The sequence below is a fragment of the Couchioplanes caeruleus genome (assembly GCF_023499255.1).
Classification (GTDB): Bacteria; Actinomycetota; Actinomycetes; order Mycobacteriales; family Micromonosporaceae; genus Actinoplanes; species Actinoplanes caeruleus_A.
In genome coordinates, this window is record NZ_CP092183.1 from 2,501,364 (window position 1) to 2,519,507 (window position 18,144).

At 73.7% G+C, this 18,144-nt stretch carries 13 protein-coding genes; 10 read left to right on the top strand and 3 right to left on the bottom strand.

Annotation, left to right across the window (positions count from 1 at the left end; translation table 11 throughout):
- Positions 1–25: 25 nt before the first annotated feature.
- The 3 genes from COUCH_RS11765 (at position 26) to COUCH_RS11775 (ending at position 5,403) form a co-directional block, all read left to right on the top strand.
- Positions 26–2,332 (top strand): glycoside hydrolase family 9 protein, encoded by a 2,307-nt coding sequence (locus tag COUCH_RS11765; RefSeq protein ID WP_249612111.1) that lies wholly within the window; start codon positions 26–28, stop codon positions 2,330–2,332.
- Between the two features lie 159 nt (positions 2,333–2,491).
- Complete coding sequence (locus tag COUCH_RS11770) at positions 2,492–4,228, top strand: GAF domain-containing SpoIIE family protein phosphatase (RefSeq protein WP_249612112.1); 1,737 nt, start codon at positions 2,492–2,494, stop codon at positions 4,226–4,228.
- Between the two features lie 161 nt (positions 4,229–4,389).
- A complete protein-coding gene (locus COUCH_RS11775) occupies positions 4,390–5,403 on the top strand; it encodes a LacI family DNA-binding transcriptional regulator (protein WP_249612113.1) in 1,014 nt (337 codons plus the stop codon).
- Positions 5,404–5,418: 15 nt separating this feature from the next.
- Here COUCH_RS11775 and COUCH_RS11780 read toward each other — a convergent pair whose 3' ends face one another.
- A complete protein-coding gene (locus COUCH_RS11780; protein ID WP_249612114.1) occupies positions 5,419–6,450 on the bottom strand; it encodes a glycoside hydrolase family 26 protein in 1,032 nt (343 codons plus the stop codon).
- A 209-nt stretch (positions 6,451–6,659) separates the two neighbouring features.
- On the opposite strand from COUCH_RS11780, the gene bglS reads away from it, so the two are divergent.
- On the top strand, positions 6,660–7,427 hold the full coding sequence (gene bglS / locus COUCH_RS11785) for a beta-glucanase (RefSeq protein WP_249612115.1): 768 nt from the start codon (positions 6,660–6,662) through the stop codon (positions 7,425–7,427).
- Between the two features lie 87 nt (positions 7,428–7,514).
- On the opposite strand, the gene bluB is transcribed toward bglS, so the two are convergent.
- Entirely contained in the window at positions 7,515–8,138 is a 624-nt protein-coding gene (gene bluB / locus COUCH_RS11790; RefSeq protein ID WP_249612116.1) for a 5,6-dimethylbenzimidazole synthase, read from the bottom strand.
- Positions 8,139–8,264: 126 nt separating this feature from the next.
- Between bluB and COUCH_RS11795 the strand changes: the two genes are divergently transcribed.
- Genes COUCH_RS11795 through COUCH_RS11820 form a run of 6 tightly spaced genes read left to right on the top strand, consistent with a single transcriptional unit; the run spans position 8,265 to position 17,300 of the window.
- Positions 8,265–9,065 carry a polysaccharide lyase family 7 protein gene (locus tag COUCH_RS11795; protein ID WP_249612117.1) on the top strand — a complete coding sequence of 267 codons (801 nt, stop codon included), beginning with the start codon at positions 8,265–8,267 and terminating at the stop codon, positions 9,063–9,065.
- A 31-nt stretch (positions 9,066–9,096) separates the two neighbouring features.
- Positions 9,097–10,089, top strand: a complete 993-nt coding sequence (locus COUCH_RS11800) for a magnesium transporter CorA family protein (RefSeq protein WP_249612118.1) — start codon at positions 9,097–9,099, stop codon at positions 10,087–10,089.
- Between the two features lie 46 nt (positions 10,090–10,135).
- Positions 10,136–13,147 (top strand): FtsX-like permease family protein, encoded by a 3,012-nt coding sequence (locus COUCH_RS11805; RefSeq protein WP_249612119.1) that lies wholly within the window; start codon positions 10,136–10,138, stop codon positions 13,145–13,147.
- Positions 13,144–16,179 (top strand): FtsX-like permease family protein, encoded by a 3,036-nt coding sequence (locus tag COUCH_RS11810; RefSeq protein ID WP_249612120.1) that lies wholly within the window; start codon positions 13,144–13,146, stop codon positions 16,177–16,179. The genes COUCH_RS11805 and COUCH_RS11810 overlap by 4 nt, the downstream gene beginning before the upstream one ends.
- The gene (locus COUCH_RS11815) at positions 16,176–16,826 is read left to right on the top strand and encodes an ABC transporter ATP-binding protein (RefSeq protein ID WP_249612121.1); all 651 of its coding nucleotides are present in this window, start codon (positions 16,176–16,178) and stop codon (positions 16,824–16,826) included. The genes COUCH_RS11810 and COUCH_RS11815 overlap by 4 nt, the downstream gene beginning before the upstream one ends.
- A gap of 18 nt (positions 16,827–16,844) precedes the next feature.
- On the top strand, positions 16,845–17,300 hold the full coding sequence (locus COUCH_RS11820; protein ID WP_249612122.1) for an OsmC family protein: 456 nt from the start codon (positions 16,845–16,847) through the stop codon (positions 17,298–17,300).
- Here the strand turns inward: COUCH_RS11820 and COUCH_RS11825 are convergent.
- A complete protein-coding gene (locus tag COUCH_RS11825) occupies positions 17,297–18,130 on the bottom strand; it encodes an ABC transporter ATP-binding protein (RefSeq protein WP_249612123.1) in 834 nt (277 codons plus the stop codon). The two genes, COUCH_RS11820 and COUCH_RS11825, sit on opposite strands and share 4 nt — an antisense overlap.
- Positions 18,131–18,144 lie beyond the last annotated feature (14 nt).

Here is an 18,144-nt window from a genome sequence, read left to right on the forward strand (position 1 = left end):
TTCGTTGCCCCGCGAGGAGCCGGTCATGAGAGTGCGTACCCTGCTGGCCGTGCTGGCGCTGAGCCTGGCCTGGATCGTCGCCCCGGAGGGCGCGTCCGCCGCCCCGGCCCACAGCTACGGCGAGGCGCTGCAGAAGTCGCTGCTGTTCTACGAGGCCCAGGTCTCCGGCAGGAAGCCGGCCTGGAACAGGGTGTCCTGGCGCGGCGACTCGGCGATGCGCGACGGCTCCGACGTCGGCCTCGACCTCACCGGCGGCTGGTTCGACGCCGGCGACCACGTGAAGTTCGGGCTGCCGATGGCGTTCACCACGACCATGCTGGCCTGGGGCGCGGTGGAGAACCGGGACGCGTACGCGAGCTCCGGCCAGCTCACCCACCTGCTGGACAACCTGCGCGTGCCCAACGACTACTTCATCAAGGCGCACCCCTCGCCCAACGTGCTGTACGGCCAGGTGGGCAAGGGCGACGACGACCACAAGTGGTGGGGACCCGCCGAGGTGCTGCCGATGGCGCGGCCGGCGTACAAGATCGATGCGAGCTGCGGCGGCACCGAGCTGGCGGCGGAGACGGCGGCCGCGATGGCAGCCAGCTCGATGGTGTTCCGGGCCACCGACCCGGCGTACGCGGACACCCTGCTGACCCACGCGAAGCAGCTCTACACCTTCGCCGACACGGTCCGGAAGAGCTACCACGAGTGCATCACCGACGCGACCGCCTTCTACAAGTCCTGGAGCGGCTACGCCGACGAGCTGGTGTGGGGCGCCGTCTGGCTGCACCGGGCCACCGGCGATCCCGCGTACCTCGCCAAGGCCGAGGCCGGCTACGACGCGCAGGGCAACGAGAACCAGACCAGCACCAAGATGTACAAGTGGACGATCTCCTGGGACAACAAGCAGTACGGCAACTACGTGCTGCTCGCCCAGCTGACCGGAAAGCAGAAGTACCTCGACGACGCCAACCGCTGGCTCGACTGGTTCACCGTCGGCGTCAACGGCGAGAAGGTGCGCACCTCGCCGGGCGGCATGGTGGTCGTGGACAGCTGGGGAGCCCTGCGCTACGCCGCCAACACGGCGTTCGTCGCGCTGGTCCACAGTGATCACATCACCGACGCGACCCGCAAGCAGCGCTACCACGACTTCGCCGTCAAGCAGATCAACTACGCCCTCGGCGACAACCCGCGCAACTCCAGCTACGTGATCGGCTTCGGCGCCAACCCGCCGAAGAACCCGCATCACCGTACGGCGCACGGCTCGTGGTGGGACAGCCAGCAGGTGCCCGAGCAGACCCGGCACGTTCTGTACGGCGCGCTGGTCGGCGGCCCCTCGTCGCCGGACGACGCGTACACCGACAGCCGCGGCGACTACGTGATGAACGAGGTGGCCACCGACTACAACGCCGGGTTCACCTCAGCCGTGGCCCGCCTCTACGGCGAGTACGGCGGCGCCCCGCTGGCGAACTTCCCGCAGGCCGAGAAGCCGGACATGGCGGAGCTGTCGGTGGAGACGACCGTCATGCAGAACGAGACCCGGTCCACCGGCGTGAAGGTCGTTGTCTACAACAAGTCGGCGTTCCCCGCTCGCGCGCTGACCGCCGGCAAGTTCCGGTACTACTTCACCCGCGACGGCGACGCGGCGCTGACCGTCAGCTCGCCGTACACGCAGGGCTGCCCGGGGCCGACCGCGGCGAAGCAGTACTCCGGCGACATCTGGTACGTCGAGGTCGACTGCACCGGTTACACGATCGCGCCGGCCGGGCAGTCCGCGTACAAGATGGAGGTGCAGCTCAAGATCGGCGTGGTCGAGGGCGGCACCTGGGATCCCACCGACGACCCGTCGTACCAGGCGGCGGCCGGCCCGAACCCGGGCGTGCCGCTGTACGACGGCGGCACCCGCATCTGGGGCACCGAGCCGGGCACCGCCACCCCGGGCCCGGACCCGTCGCCCTCCCAGCCTTCGCCGTCACCCTCCCAGCCCTCCCCGTCTGCGTCCCAGCCCTCGCAGCCGACGCCGTCGCAGCCGGCCGGGTGCCGGGTCGCGTACAGCACCAACGACTGGAGCACCGGCTTCACCGCGACGGTGACCGTGACCAACGGGCCCACCGCGGCGACGAGCTGGGCGCTGACGTTCGCGTACGCCGCCGGGCAGCGGGTCACCCAGGCGTGGTCGGCGGACGTCACCCAGTCCGGCACCCAGGTGACCGCCCGGAACACGGCGTACAACGGCGCGCTCGCGCCCGGTGCGACGGTCAGTTTCGGCTTCAACGGCACCTCCACCGGCAGCAACCCCCGTCCGTCCTCCTTCGCCCTGAACGGAGCCGCCTGCACGCTCACGTGAGGCGTCCCCGTACGGGTGATCGTGGGCGCGGCCGTCCGCGGGTAACGTGGCTGCGCGACCTGTCGGTGGGGGCCGAGGCGTGGGTGCGCCGGTGTGCAGGTGCTGTCGCAGGCACAGCGGAGGACCCCCATGACGCGATGCGATCGACCGAGTGACCCCGTGCTCGCCGATCCGGCCCGGCTGCGCTCGCTGCACCGGTCCTGCCTGACCGCGGCGCCGGACGAGACGTTCGACCGGATCGCGGCGATGGTGTGCCGGCTGCTCGGCGCGCCGGTCGCCCTGGTGTCGCTGGTGGACGCCGACCGGCAGTTCTTCCCCGGCGCGGGCGGGCTGCCGGAACCCTGGGACACCAAGCGGGAGACCCCGCTGAGCCACTCGATCTGCCGGCACGTCGTCGAGCGGGGGCGGCCGCTGACGTTCCGGGACACGCGCACGGAGCCGCAGGTGCGCGACTGCCTCGCCATTCCCGGCCTGGGCGCGGTGGCGTACGCGGGCTTCCCGCTCACCGACGTCGACGGGCGGGTGCTCGGTGCGCTGTGCGCCCTCGACAGCCGCCCGCGCGAGTGGACGCCGGGGGAGCTGGCCATCCTGGAGGACCTGGCCGTGGCGTGCTCCTCGGAGCTGCGGCTGCGGATCGCGTACGGGCTCGCCGACCAGGCCCGGGCCCAGGAACACGCCGCCCGGACCCACTTCGCCGCCCGCGTACGCCTGACCGAGCGCCTGGCCCGCGCGGACAGCGTCGCCGGCATGCTGGAGTGCGTCGTGGCCGCGCTGGCCCCGCAGCCGGCCGACTGGTCGGCGGCCGTCCTGGCCGGTGAGGCCGGCGAGATCGCGGTCCGGTGTGCCGAGCCCTGCCCGGTCCCGGCCGTCCGCCTCCTGGCCCGCGCCGAGGCCGAGGACTACGCCGGTGGCAGCCACCTGACCGTCGTCGCGGGCCCGGTGCCGGCCGAGGCACCCCGGGGCATCGCCGTCCGGCGCGCCGACGAGCGTGCCGCCGCCCTGGTGGAGGCGACCGGCTGCCGGGCGTACCTGAGCGTGCCGATCGTCGCCCCGGTCACCGGCTCGGTCCTCGGCGTCATCCTGCTCGGGCGCAGCCGCGGGTGGTTCTCCGACGAGGAGGCCGCGACCGCGGTGCACGCCGGCCGGGCCGCCGGGCCGGCGATCCGGGCCATCCGGCAGCACCGCCGGCACCGGCACGTCACCGAGGTGCTGCAGCGCAGCCTGCTGGGCACGCTGCCGGCGATCCCCGGGATCGAGCTGCACGGCCGGTATCTGCCCGCCGGCCCGGACACCAGCGTGGGCGGCGACTGGTACGACGCGTTCCAGCAGCCCGACGGCTCGGTGATGCTCGCGGTGGGTGACGTGTGCGGCCACGACATCGAGGCCGCCGCCACGATGGGCCAGCTGCGGAACCTGGTACGGGGCAACGCGTACGGAAGGGACGACGAGCCCGGCACGGTGCTGCAGCAGGTGCACTCGGCCGTGGACGGCATGGCCGTGCCGGTGATGGCCACGATGCTGCTGGCCCGGATGGTGCCCGACCGGCGCGGGCACAGCGTCGGCTTCGCCAGCGCCGGGCACCTTCCGCCGCTGGCGGCGTGCCCGGACGGCGGCGTCGAGGTGTGGTGGGAGAGCCCGGAACCGCTGCTCGGCCCGGTGCCCTGCCCGCAGCGCACCACCCACCGCCGGGCGCTGCCGGCCGGTTCGACGCTGCTGCTCTACACCGACGGGCTGGTGGAGGAGCCGGGGCAGACCGTCGACGCCGGCATCCGGCGGATCGCCCGGCTGCTCGACGCGAACCGGCATCTGCCCGGTGACCGGCTGTGCGCGCTGCTGCTCGCGGCGGCGCCGAGCCGGCGCGACGACATCGCGCTGCTGCTGGTGCGTCCCACGTGACGCGCGCCGTGGCCGCCTGGATCGGCTTGCCCGCCCCGCGCATCGCGACTCGAGGTGATGATCCTTTGCTGGGCCGCCCGGCGGCTGACTAGGATCGGGTCAGGCCATCTCGACCGGAACCGTTGTGCCCTGGTAGGCGGCTTGAGCAGAGGGAGCCTCGCATGCCGACACCGGGTCCGTCCCGGCCGCCGACTCTCGATGAGGTCGCCGAGCGCGCGGGGGTGTCGCGCACGGTTGCCTCCCGTGTGATCAACAATGGTCCGCACGTGAGCCGGGCCAAGCGGGACGCCGTCGAGAAGGCGATCGGGGAGCTGGGTTACACGCCGAACCGGACCGCGCGGGCGCTGGCGACCCGGCAGACCGGGGTGGTGGTGCTGGCGGTGTCGGGCGAGGGCCCCGAGGTGTTCGCCGATCCGTTCTTCGCGCAGGTCATCGCGGGGGCGTCGGCCGCGCTGGAGAAGACCGACCTGCATCTCGTGCTCAGCCTCGCCACGCCGGGTCATGGTCATCGGCGGCTGCAGACGTTCCTGCAGACCCGAGGGGCGGACGGGGTGATGCTGGTGGCGATGCGCGGGCTCGACCCGCTGATCGACATCGCCGCGCAGGCGGGGTTGCCGACGGTCTTCCTCGGGCTGCCGGTGGCGGGGACGCCGGTCTACTACGTGGACGTCGACAACGCCGGCGGGTCGCGGACGGCCACCGAGTACCTCCTGCGGAACGGTCGCCGCCGCATTGCCATGATCGCAGGGCCGGACGACACTTCGGTGGGGCGGGAACGCGCGCGGGGCTACACCGAGGCGTTGCTGCTGGCCGGGCTCGAGCCGTTCGCCACGGCGCCCGGCGACTTCCTCGAGACCGGCGGCGCCGAGGCCATGCGCGCCCTGCTGAGCGCCCGGCCGGACCTCGACGCCGTGGTCGCCGCCAACGACAACATGGCGGCCGGGGCCTTGCGGGTGTTGCGGGACGCCGGGCGTACGGTGCCTGACGACGTTGCCGTGGTCGGCTTCGATGATGCGCCCATCGCGGTGCAGACCGCTCCGAGGCTCACCACCATCCATCAGCCGGTGCAGGCTCTGGGCCGGGAGGCGGCCCGCATGCTGACCGAGCTGCTGGACGGTGGGCAACCGGATTCGTTCACCTTGCCGACGAAGATGGTGGTGCGCGAGTCGGCCTGACCGGCGCCGCCCCGGCTAACAGGCGTAGTGCGCGGCGACCCGCGCCAGTTCGGCGCCTCGCCCGTTCATGTATCGCCGATGCACCCACGAGGTGAAGGCGGCGAGCGCGGCCGGCGACGAGCCCGGCGACCACGGCTCCTCTTTGGTCAGGTCGAAGTAGGTGAGCAGTTTGAGGTCGGGGTACGCGCCGGAGCGCAGCGTCGCGTCCATGTTCGCGAGCCACTGGGCCTTGTCGCCACCGTCCTCGGTCGAGGCGAACTCGCCGATCATCACCGGCCGGTGCGGTGCGATCGCGCGTGCTTTCGCGTACGCGGTGGCGAAGGTGGCGTCGAAGGTCGTCCAATGATCGCCGGCCGGATCCCAGGACGGTCCGAAGCCCCAGTTGTAACCGTCGATGCCGATCCAGTCGACGTACTCGTCGCCGGGGTAGGCGAGGGCCGGGTCGTTGTACGGCTCGTCCGGCGACGAGCCGTTGTTGAAAGCCCACACCCATTGCACGTTCCTGGCCCCGGCTGCCCGCGTGAGGTGGTGGACACGGCGGTAGGCCCGCGCGTACAGGTAAGGGTCGTTGTTGTTGTTCGCGACCCCCCACGGGTACCAGTTGCCGTTGAACTCGTGACCCCAGCGGACCAGCAGCGGCAGTCGCACGGCAGCGAACTCCCGGGCGCGCGCCGTGACGTAGTCGTCCCAGGCGCCGTCGATGATGTCCGTCAGATGGATCTGTCCCGGATCGGTGGGGCCGAGGGCGGTGTTCCAGGGCTCCCAGGTGTAGTGCGGCATGATGCCGTGCCGCCAGAGCAGCCTCGCCTCGTCGACCGGGAACGGCCGGCCACTGGCCCAGCTGTCGAACCACATCACGCTGGCCGGAGTCACGCCGTACTGGCTCCTGACGTCGGCGGCGATCGTGGCAGGGTCCCCGTCGCGGAACACACCCAGATATCGGGTCGATGATCCGCTGCGGCCGGTCGTGGCCGCGACCGCGGCGGACGGGGTGGCCACGAGTGCGCCGGCAGTCACCGCCGCGCCGAGCAGAGTTCGTCTCCGCATCCTGTCTCCTCGCTAGGTCATCTGGTTGGAAGCGCTTCCGGTCATAACTTAGGAGTGACCTTCGCCGATGTAAACACCAGGTCTCGCAGGCTGGGAGGTCGAGCGCAAAGGCGCTGCTGGTTGACAGTCTTGACATCGGCGTAACACGATTGTCATCGACCTTGTTGGATCGAAACGGATGGAAGCGCTTCCGAAAAGGAGACGTACTCATGCTCAGGCAACGCTCCCTGGCGGCGTCGGCCCTCGCTGCCCTCGCCCTCGTCGCGACCCTGATCGGGGCCGGCGCTCACCGCGCTGACGCAGCCATCGGACCGAGCTTCGTCGACAACTTCGACTCCTTCGACACCGGTCGCTGGCACAAGGCCGACGGCTACGGCAACGGCAGCATGTTCAACGTCGGCTGGCGGGCCGACCACGTGACCTTCGGCGGCGGCGGCATGAGCATCAACCTGGACACCGCGACCTGCCCGGGCGGCTGTTCCGGCAAGCCGTACGCCTCCGGCGAGTACCGCACCAACGACCTTTTCTCGTACGGCCGTTTCGAGGCTCGCCTGAAGGCCGTCAAGAACCCCGGCACCGTGACGTCGTTCTTCACCTACACCGGGCCGGGCGACGGCCAGTCCTGGGACGAGATCGACGTGGAGATCCTCGGCAAGAACACCACGCAGATGCAGACCAACTACTTCACCGGCGGGGCCGGCGGCCACGAGACCGTCATCAACCTGGGCTTCGACGCCTCCGCCGGCTATCACAACTACGCCTTCGAGTGGTGGAACGGCGGCACCATCAACTGGTTCGTCGACGGAGCGCTCGTCCACCAGGAGAACGGTTCCCGCGGACCGCTTCCCACCCACCCGCAACGCATCATGACGAACCTGTGGCCCGGCATCGGTGTCGACAGCTGGCTTCAGCCCTTCACCTACCCGGGCCGCCGGCTGACCGCCTCCTATGACTGGGTCAGATACACCAAGTACTGACGAGCGGATGAGCTGGGCGTCCCCGGGATGGCCGCCGGCCCTGACCCTCGCCTGGGGGTGTCCTGGGAGGGGTCTCCAGGGTCCTCGTCACCAGCGGTCGTGGTGGAGCAGGCGCTCGAGCGGGGTGCGCGTACGCCAGCCGTGCCGTTCCAGGTCCGGTACGGCCTCGAGGTGGGTCACCGGGCCGAGGCAGAGCCACGCGACGGGCCGGACGCCGGCCGGGATGCCGAGCAGGTCGCCGAGGAAGTCCTCGCGGTAGAACGACACCCAGCCCACGCCCAGCCCCTCCGCGGTGGCGGCCAGCCAGAGGTTCTGGATCGCCAGGCACACCGAGTACAGGCCCGCGTCGGCGATCGCGTGCCTGCCGAGCACCGCCGGCGCGCCGCGCTGCGGGTCGTACGTGACCACCACCGAGAGGCCCGCCTCCAGCACGCCGTCGATCTTGATGCGGGCGAAGCGTTCCGCCTCCTCGGCGCCGCTCAGCGTGGCGGCGAAGGTCTCGCGCTCGCCCTGCACGTGGGCGTGGAAGCGGCGGCGGGTGTGCTCGTCGTGGACGAGGACGAAGTCCCACGGCTGCGACAGGCCCACGCTGGGCGCGGCGTGCGCGGCGGTGAGGATCCGGTGGAGGACGTCGGCCGGCACGGGTTCGCCGGTGAACTCGGCGCGGACGTCGCGGCGACGGCTGATGACGTCGTAGAGGTCGGTATTCATCGAGGGGCGACTCTAGACCGTTGACAGCCGGGGCCGGACGGAGTTAATTGTTCGGCAACTTGCCAATTCCGGGACGGTTCCCCCACCTGCCCGCCCGGAGGCGGCCCGTCCCCACGGAAGGTCCCCATGAAACGGATCCTCGCTGTCACCGGCGCGGTCGCCGTCGCGGCCGCTCTCGCCGCCTTCGGCGTCACGAACGCGACCGCCGCGACCGCCCCCGCCGCCCGCGCCGCCGCACTCGACCCGACCGTGGCGCCCGGCGGCAACTTCAACCTCGCCGTCTGGTCGCTGCAGCTGCCGATCGGCTCGCCCGGCTCCCCGACGACCATCCCGCCCGCGCAGCTCAAGGGGCCGGACGGGTACACGAACCCGGCGTACTTCTGGACCGACAAGAACGACGGCTCGATGACGTTCTGGGCGCCGGAGAAAGGTGTCACCACGCCGAACTCGAACTACGCGCGCTCCGAGCTGCGGGAGATGAACCCGAACGGCAGCGCCGCCGACTGGCCGCTCGCCGGTAACCACACGCTCAGCGCCACCCTGCGCGTGCCCCAGGTGACCAAGAACGTCTGCGTGGGTCAGGTGCACCTGGGCTCGGGCGGCTCGTCCACCAAGCCCCTGCTCGAGCTCTACTACCGGCCCAACGGCGACATCCATCTCGGCACGGAGAACTCGCCGGCCGGCGGGCAGACGCTGCACCTGGTCGGGAACGTGCCGCTGGGCAAGACGTGGAGCTACGTCATCAACGTCTCCGGAAACCGGATCAACCTGACGGTGAACGGGGCGAACACCAGTTACTCCATCCCGTCGTCGTTCAACCCGTACAAGCAGTACTTCAAGGCCGGCTCGTACAACCAGTCGTCGTCGGAGAGCACCACCGCCGGTGCAAAGGTCAAGTTCTACGCGCTGACCGTCTCGCACAGCTGAATCTCCGGGTGAGGGGGCATAGTGCTGTGTTGTGACACAGATCTGTCCCACTACCAGCCGGCTCTATGAGGGCGGCGGCGTCGTGGCCGAGGGCTTCGGCGTCGCCGACGTCCCGCGGTTGCTGGAGGAGCACCCCAAGGGCGTGGCCTGGCTCGACCTGTTCGACCCGGACCTGACGGACCTGGAGGCGATCGCCGCCGACTTCGGGTTGCACCCGCTCGCCGTCGAGGACGCGGTGCACGACCACCAGCGGCCCAAGATCGACCGGTATCCCGGTCACCTCTTCATGAACGTGTACGCCGTCCACGTCACCACCGGCGACAACCCCGAGGTCCACAAGGCGGAGATCAGCTCGTTCATCACCGAGCGGGCGCTGATCACCGTACGCAAGTCCGAGAGCGACCTGTCGGGTTTCCTGCGGCGCTGGGACGAGGACAGCGACCTCGCCCGCGACGGCGGGGTCGCGTTCCTCGTCTACGGCCTGCTCGACGTCGTGGTCGACGGGCAGTTCGCCGCCGCCCGGGCGCTCGACGAGGCGATGGACGACGCGGAGGACGCCATCCTGGAGGAGGGCGGCGCGCCCCGCCCGGTACGGATGTACGGCTTCGCGCTGCGCAAGGCCATTGCCGCGCTGCGCCGCCCGGTGGCCCCGATGGCCGACCTCATCGCCACCGTGCTGCGCGCCGAGACCGGGCTGGTCGACGAGCGCCTGGCGCCGTACTACCGCGACATCGACGACCACGCCCGGCGGGCCACGGAGACCATCGACAGTGCCCGGGAGCGCATCAACGGGTTGCTCGAGGCGGACCTCAACGAGCAGAGCAACCAGCTCAACGACGTCACCCGCAAACTGGCCGCATGGGCCGCCATCATCGCGGTCCCCACCGCGCTCACCGGCTTCTTCGGCCAGAACGTGCCGTACTGGGGGTACGGGCACGTCTCCGGGTTCGTGGCCAGCACCGGCCTCATCGTGGTGTCGGCCGGCGGGCTGTACGCGTACCTGAAGCGGCGCGGCTGGCTCTGAATTCGCGTACCCTGCCCGGGAATCTTGAACGGGCGGGGGAGGTGCGATGCTCGCGTTGGTGCTCGGCGCCGTGCGTGCCCGGAAGGCCCAGGCGCTGACCGTCCTCGTGCTCACCGCGCTCGCCGGCGCCGTGGCGGTGGCCGGTCCCTGGTACGGCCTCGCCGCCGCCTCCCGGGCCGCCGCCTCGGACGTCGCGCACGCCCCGCCCGCCCAGCGCGTCGTGTCCGTACGCCAGATCACCGGCATCGGGGGCGACCCGCAGCGCGCGCTCGACGCGTTCGCCGGCACGGTCCGCGGGATGCTGCCCGTCCCGGACCTGGAGCCCGTCCGCGGCATGACGCTCGCCCAGAACGCCGTCGTCCGCGACCGGACCCCGGCCATGTCGCTGTCCTACCGCGAGGACTTCTGCTCGCACGTACGGCTCACCGGCGACTGTCCCTCCCGGCCGGGGCAGGTGGCGGTCAGCCGGGACGCCGCCGAGCAGCTCGGCGTGCGCATCGGCGGCGACCTGCACCTGGCCGCCACGGAGCTGAGCGAGCCCGTACGGCTGCGCGTGGTCGGCACCTACACCGTGCTGGACCCGGGCGGCGCGTACTGGAGCAACCGCCTCTACCGGGCCGGCGACGGGCCGGACCCCGCGTTCACCGTGATCGGCACGTTCGCCGACCCGCTGCTGCTCGAGCCGACCCTCACGTACGACGTCGGCGTGCCGGAGGCGCTGATCCGCGGCGACGGCGGCTACGACCTCGCGACGGTGCTGCGGCGGGCCGGCGGCGCCTTCGAGGACGCGGACCTGCGGCTGGTGAACCCGACGGATCCGCTGCTGCAGACGATCGCCCGGGACCGGGCCATCGTGCGCGACGGCGTGCTCGTCGCCCTCGGCCAGGTCCTCGTGCTCGGCTGGTTCGCGATGGGGCTGGCCGGCCGGTACACCGGCCGCGAGCGCCGTGGCGACGCCGCCCTGCTGAAACTGCGGGGCAGCACCCGGGCGGGCATGCTGTGGCTCGCCTTCGGACAGCACCTGCTGCCCATGGTGGTGGGTGCGCTGGCCGGGGCTCCGCTGGGCTGGCTCGCGGCGCGCGCCCTGGCCGGCCCGGTCCCGGCGGACGACCGAGCCCTCGCGGCCCAGCTGTCGGTCGCGGCGCTCGCGGCGGTGCTGCTCGGCGGCCTGCTCGTCATGGTGGCGGTGGAGACGGCGGTGCTGCGGCTGCCCGTCGCCCAGCTGCTGCGCCGCGTACCGTCCGGGCGCCGGGACTGGCGTGCCGACCTCGCCGACCTGGTGCTGGTCGCGGTGGCCGTCGCGGCGGTGTACCAGGCCCGTGCCGGCGAGCCGGGCCGCGGGCTCGCGCTGGTCGCACCCGCGCTGGTGGCGCTCGCGGTGGGGCTGCTGCTCGCCCGGCTGCTCGGGCGGGCCGCCGACCGGGGAGCGGGCGCGGCCCTGCGCGCCGGGCGCCTGCGGCTGGGCCTGACCGCCGCCCGGGTGTCCCGCCAGCCCGGGAGCGACCGCGTGTTCGCGCTCCTCACCGTGGCCGTGGCCGTGTTCGCCACCGCGGCCGGGGCGTGGTCGGCCGGGCGTACGGCCCGCGTCGAACGCGGCGAGGTCGAGCTCGGTGCGCCCCGCGTGCTGACCGTGCAGGCCCCGAACCGGACGGCCCTGCAGTACGCCGTCCACAAGGCCGACCCGGCGGGCCGCAGCGCGATGGCCGTCGTCGCGGATCTCGACAGCGTGCCGCCCGTGCTGGCCGTCGAGAGCTCCCGGCTCGCCGCGATCGCCCGCTGGCAACCCGGGTACGGCGACGTCGCCACGCTCGCCTCCGCCGCCGGTGCGGCACCCCTCCCGGAGGTTCCCGCGGTCGACGGCGACCGGTTGTCCCTGCGCGCCCGCAACGAGGGCAAGGAGGACCTGCGGATCCGGGTGGTGCTGCAGAACGAGGCGACCGGGCTGCCCGCCACGGTGACACTCGGCCCGCTGCGCCCCGGCGAGCACACGGTCGGCGCACGGGTCACCGGCTGCACCGGCGCCCCGGGATGCCGCCTCGTGCGCTGGGAGCTGGCGCGTGCCCCGCGCGCCGGCGAACCCGACGGGCCGCCGTTCGGGGCGCGGGTGACCGTACGCGCCCTGACGCAGCGCAACCCGGCGCGTCCGGTGCTCGACGAGGCGGCGCTCGGGGACATCCGCCGCTGGCGCCCCGACCTCTCCGGCCCCGCGGTGCAGCTCGCCGCGCGGCCCGGCGGGCTCACCCTGGCGATGGATCCGGGGGAGTCCGGTTCCAGCCCCCGTACCCGCGTGTACGCCGTGGACGCACCGCTCCCACTGCCGATCGTGCTGGCCGGCGAAGCCCCCAACGCCTGGCAGTTCGGCGACCCGCAGCTGTTCTCGATCGGCGGGTCGCCGGTCACCGTACGGGTCGCCGGCACCGCGGGCGTGCTGCCCGTGCTCGGCCGCACCGGGGTGCTCGTGGACCTCGACGCCGCCCGCCGGGTGGCCGCGGACGGGGACCTGGGCGGGGCCTTCCAGGTGTGGCTGGCCGCCGACGCCCCCGCCTCGACCGTGGACGCGCTGCGCGCCGCCGGGCTCACCGTCGTGGGCGACGACTCGGTGAGCGCCCGCGCCGGGCTGCTGGCCCAGCAGGGCACGGCGATGGGGGCCACGTTCGCGCTGCTCGCCGCGGCCGTCGCGGTGCTGCTGGCCGCCGCGGCCGTGGCGGTCGCCACGACCGTGGACCGCGGCCCGCTGCTCGACCTCCTGCGGGCGTTGCGGGTCCAGGGACTGCCGGGCCGGGCCGCCACCCGGATCGGGTACGCCGGCACCGCCGCGCTGGTCGTCGCCGGTGTCCTCGCGGGTGTCCTGGCCGCGGTGCTGGGCCGGGTCGTCGCCGGGGTGCCCGCAGCGCCGTTCACCGACGGGTGGGCCGTCGTGCCGCTGCCCGACCCCCTTCGCGCGGGTCCGCTGGCGGTGGCCGGGCTGCTCGCGTTCGCCGCCCTCGGAGCCGCCGGCTGGCTCTCCGCGCTGCCGATCGTGCGCCGGCTGCGCGCCCGGAACGGAGGCGACCGGTGATCGCCCTGGTCGCCGCCATGCTGTGGCACCGCCGGGGGCAGGCGGTCACGCTCGCGCTGCTCGCGCTCTTCGCCGTGGCGGCCGCGGTCGCCGCGCCCGCGTACCTGCAGGCGACGGACCGGGCGGTCGCCGCGGGCCAGGTCGAGACCGCCGCCGCCGGCGACCGCGGACTGGTGGTCACGAAGGTGGAGGACGACCGGGCCGGCAGCCAGGCGTCCGGGGACGGCAACAGCCTCAGCTTCTCGACCGTCGGGCCGGCCCTGGTGCGGTTCCCCGGCTTCACCAACGTGTACGCGGCCGAGTACCCGACCGTCGGCATCGAGCCCGACCTGCGCTACCGGTCCCGCTTCGTGTACCGCCAGGACGCCTGCGCCCACCTGACCATGGCGACCGGACGCTGCCTGATCGGCGCGGGTGAGGTCGTGCTGGGCGAGCGCACCGCGCAACGGCTCGCCCTGGGCGCCGGCGACCACATCGAGCTCAGCTACGCCCAGTTCAGCTCGGACCCGCGCACGCCGGTGTTCGAAGCGCACGGCAGGGCGAAGGGCCTCACGGTGGTGGGCACGTACCGGGTGCCGCATCCGGCCGACGCGTACTGGGGCACGCACGGGTACTTCGCCGCCGACCCCGGTGACCGGCCGGGCGAGCCGGTGTTCACGAACTCGGCCACGCTCAACGCGATGGACCACGGCTCGGCGCTCAAGTCCGTCGACGGTACGGCCGGTCCGGGCGCCCTGGACGTCGACCGGCTGGCCGGGGTGCGGGCCGCGCTGGCCGGCCTGCGCGACGTCACCGCCAAGCTGGGTTCGACGGTGACCGTCCGGACCGGACTTCCGGACCTGCTGGCCCGCATCGACTCCGGGCGGGCCGCGGCCCGGCTCATCGTCCCGGTCGTCGCGGTGCCGCTGGTGGCGCTCTCCTGGTTCGCGATCTTCCTGGCGGTCGGGTACGGCACCGAGGGCCGCCGCCCGGAGCTGGCCGTGGTCGCGCTGCGCGGCGCGCGCCGCCGGGAACGCTGGTGGCTGGCCACCGGCGAGAGCCTCGTCGCCATCCTCGCCGGTGCGGTCGCCGGGTGCCTCGCCGGGCAGCTGCTGGTGAACGTCGCCGCGGCGCTGCTCTTCCCCGGCGTCGGCGCCGCGCCCGGGGCGGCCGCCCTGCGGTACGCGCCGCTCGCCGCGGCGGGTGCCGTCCTCGCCGCCCTGCTCGCCCAGCGCCGCCAGCTGTTCAGCCCGGTCGCCCAGCTGCTGCGCCGCGCGCCGGTGGCCGGGCGGCGCCCGCCGATCCTCGAGGCCGCGGTGGCGCTGCTGGCGGTCGTCACCGGCGTCCAGCTGAGCCTCTCCGGCGGCTCGCCCACCGGAGCCGGGCTGTTCGCGCCCGCGCTCATCGTGTTCGCCATCGCGCTGCTGTCCGCCCGGGCCCTGCTGCCGATCGTCACCCGGCTCGCGGCGCGGGCGCTGCGCCGCGGACAGGTCGGCCTCGCCCTCGCCGGGCTGCAGCTGTCCCGCCGCCCCGGCGCCCAGGGACTCTTCTCGCTGCTGGTCGCGGCGGTGGCGGTGACCACGTACGCGGCCGGCGCGGTGGACTCCGGCGCCCAGGACCGCGCCGCGCAGGCGGAACTCGGCACGGGTGCCGACCGGGTCGTGTCGATCGCCCCGGTCACGCCGGGAGAGCTGCTCGGGGCGGTGCGGGAGATCGACCGGGACGGCCGGTTCGCGATGGCGGTGGCCCGTACGCCCAGCAACGCCGCCGGCGAACCGCCCGGTCTGGCCGTCGACGCCACCCGGCTCGCCGCGGTCGCGACCTGGCCCGGCGACGGGCCGCCGGCGGGCCGGGTGGCCGCGGCGCTGCACCCGTCCGCGCCCGAGCCGGTGGTGATCCCCGGCCGGGACGTCACCGTCGAGGCGATGAGCAGCGGCTTGTCCGCGCAGCACCCGCTCAACCTCACGGTCTCGCTGACCTCCGTGTCCGGGCGCGGATCGACGCGGGTGTCCCTCGGGCAGTTGCGCCCCGGACCCTTCGCGTACACCCAGCGGGTGCCGTCGTGCGCCGGCGGGTGCCGCCTCGACGGCATCCAGATCACCTCGATCGACGCGACCTCCGGCATCTCCGGTCACCTGACGATCACCCGGCTGGGCAGCATCAACCCGGTGGCGGACGCCGTGGGCACCGCGCGGCTCGGCGACCGCTCGCAGTGGCGGATGACGGCGTACGGGGGCCTCACCGCGGCGCCGGGCGGGCTGGGCATCGACATCGACGCCCCCGCCGGGCTGGGCGACAGCGGAGCGTGGATCCAGCCGGTGGACACGCCGTACCCGCTGCCGGTGGCGACGGCCGGGAGCCCGGGGGATGCCGTCACCGGGCTGGACGGGCGGCGCGTCGACGTGACCCGGGCCGTACGGCTGCCGGCCGTGCCCCGGCTCGGCGTCCGCGCCACCCTCGTCGACCTCGAGTACGCCGACCGGGCCGCCACGGCCGCGGCACCGGCCGCGATGACCGAGGTGTGGCTGTCCGCCGCCGCCCCCTCCGACATCCTGGACCAGCTCGCCGCGCACGGCCTGGTGGTCACCGGCGACGTCAGCGCCACGGTCGCCCGGGCCCAGCTCGACCGGCAGGGACCCGCGCTGGCCCTGGCGTTCTACGCCCTCGCCGGCGGCCTCGCGGTGCTGCTCGGGGCGGGGGCGCTGGTGCTCGCCGCGGCCGTGGACCGGCAGCGGCGCGCCGAGGACCTGTCCGCCCTGCGCGTCCAGGGGCTGGACCGGCGCTCGGCCGGGCGGGCGACGCTGTGGGCGTACCCGATGCTCGTGGTCATCGCCGTGCCGGCCGGGCTGCTCACCGGGCTGGCCGGCTACGGCCTGACCGGGTGGGCGCTGCCGCTGGCCGGGCTGGACCCGCCGCCGCTGCCGCTGCCGCTGTGGCCGCGCCCGGCGGTGGTCGCGGCCGTGGCGGTGCCGGTGCTGCTGGTCCTCGCCGGGGTGGCGGTGCTGACCAGCCGGAATCTGCGGAACCTGGTGGCGGGAAGGACGGGCCGATGAGGACGGTGACGGTCGAGGGCGCGGACCTCGCGTACGGCGGCGGCGAGCCGGTGCTGCGCGGCGTGACGGTGACCGCCCGGCCGGGGAAGGTGCTCGCGGTCACGGGAACCTCCGGCGCGGGTAAGACCACCCTGCTGTCGGCGATGGCGGGCCTGCTGCCTCCCGCCGCCGGCCGGGTCCTGGTCGACGGGAGCGAGCTGGGCGACCGCGACCGGGCGGTGAAGCTCGGCGTCGTGCTGGTCCCGCAGGACAACGGGCTCGCCGCGATCCTCACGGCGGCCGAGAACATCGCGGTGGCCGTCATCGCGACCGGTGGCACACCGGCGGACGCCCGCCGCGCCACCACGGAGTCGCTGGAGCGGCTGGGGCTGGCCGGGCAGGCCGACCAGCTCATCGAGGAGCTGTCCGGCGGGCAGCAGCAGCGTACGGCGATCGCCCGTGGCCTCGCCCTGCGCGGCGACGTCCTGCTGGCCGACGAGGTCACCAGCGAGCTGGACGCCGCGAACCGGCAGAAGGTCCTCGACGTGCTGCGTGCCGAGGCGGCCCGGGGCGCGGCCGTGGTCTTCGCTACGCACGACCCCGAGGCGGCCGCGGCCTGCGACCACGAGCTGCACCTGGCCGACGGCGGGGCGACGCTGCTGCGCTGACACCCTAGGGTGGCTCGCATGGGATTGGCACACCACGCGCGGCTGGAATGGGACGGCTCCACGGGTCAGGGCTACCGGGCGTACCCGAGGGCCCACACGGCGACCGCCCCGCCCGCCGACGTCTCGCTGCGGCTCAGCGCGGACCCGCACTTCCGCGGCGACGCCGACCTACTCAACCCGGAACAGCTGCTGGTCCTGGCCGCGAGCTCCTGCCAGATGCTGTCGTTCCTGTCGCTGGCGGCCCGCAAGCACCTCGACGTGGTCCGCTACACCGACGACGCGACCGGCTACCTCAGCGAGGACCTGCGGGGCGCCCGCATCGAACGCATCGAGCTGAACCCGGTCATCCACGTCGCGCCGGGCACGGACGAGGAGCTCGTGCAGCAGCTCGTCGAGCAGGGCCACGAAGAGTGCTACATCGCGAACTCGCTCAATTCCACGATCACGATCAAGGCGACGGTGACGGGAACCTAGGTGTGCTGGCCGGGGACGAGCGTCACCGAGCCGTTCTCGTGGTCCACCGTGAAGAGCGTGCCCGGCGGGAAGCTCCCCAGCACCTCGGGCGGCAGCTGCACCGTCCCGTCGCCCGCGACCACGGCGAAGTCCTGGCCGTCGCGGCCCTCCGCGCCGACGCGGCCGTCGCGGATCGTCACCGCCCGGCCGAGGCGGGCGCCCACCTCGTTGTCGTGGGTCACCACCACGATCGTGGTCTGCCGCTCGGCGTTGACGGTCTCCAGCGCGGTCATCACCTCGTCGCGCCCGGCCGTGTCGAGGCGGCTCGTGGGCTCGTCCACCAGCAGCAGGCCGGGGCCGGCCGCGATGCCCACCGCGAGGGCGGCCCGCTGCCGGGCGCCCGGGGTCAGCTCGGTCAGCCGTGCCCGGCCCATGCCCGGCAACCCCACCAGGTCCAGGATGCGGTCCGGGTCGTCCAGCTCCACGCCCCGGGTGTGCGCCGCCCGGCGCTGGGCCAGCTTGATGTTGCGGTGCAGCGACGCGTACGGCAGCAGGTTGCGCGCCGCCCCCTGCAGCACGACGCCGATCTCGGTGCCGCGCAGCCGGGACACCTCGGCGTCGGAGAGCTTGCCCATGTCGTACGTGCCGATGTTGATGCGTCCCGCCGACGGCCGCATCATCCCGGCCAGCAGGGCGATCAGCGTCGACTTGCCGGAGCCGGACGGGCCGACCAGGGCCAGCGTCTCGCCCGGCGCGATCGACAGGTCCACGCCGGCCAGCGCCACCACGTCGCCCGCCTCCGCGCGGTAGATGTGCACCACCCGGCGGCACGCCACGGCCAGTCCGTTCATGGGCCCACGGTAGT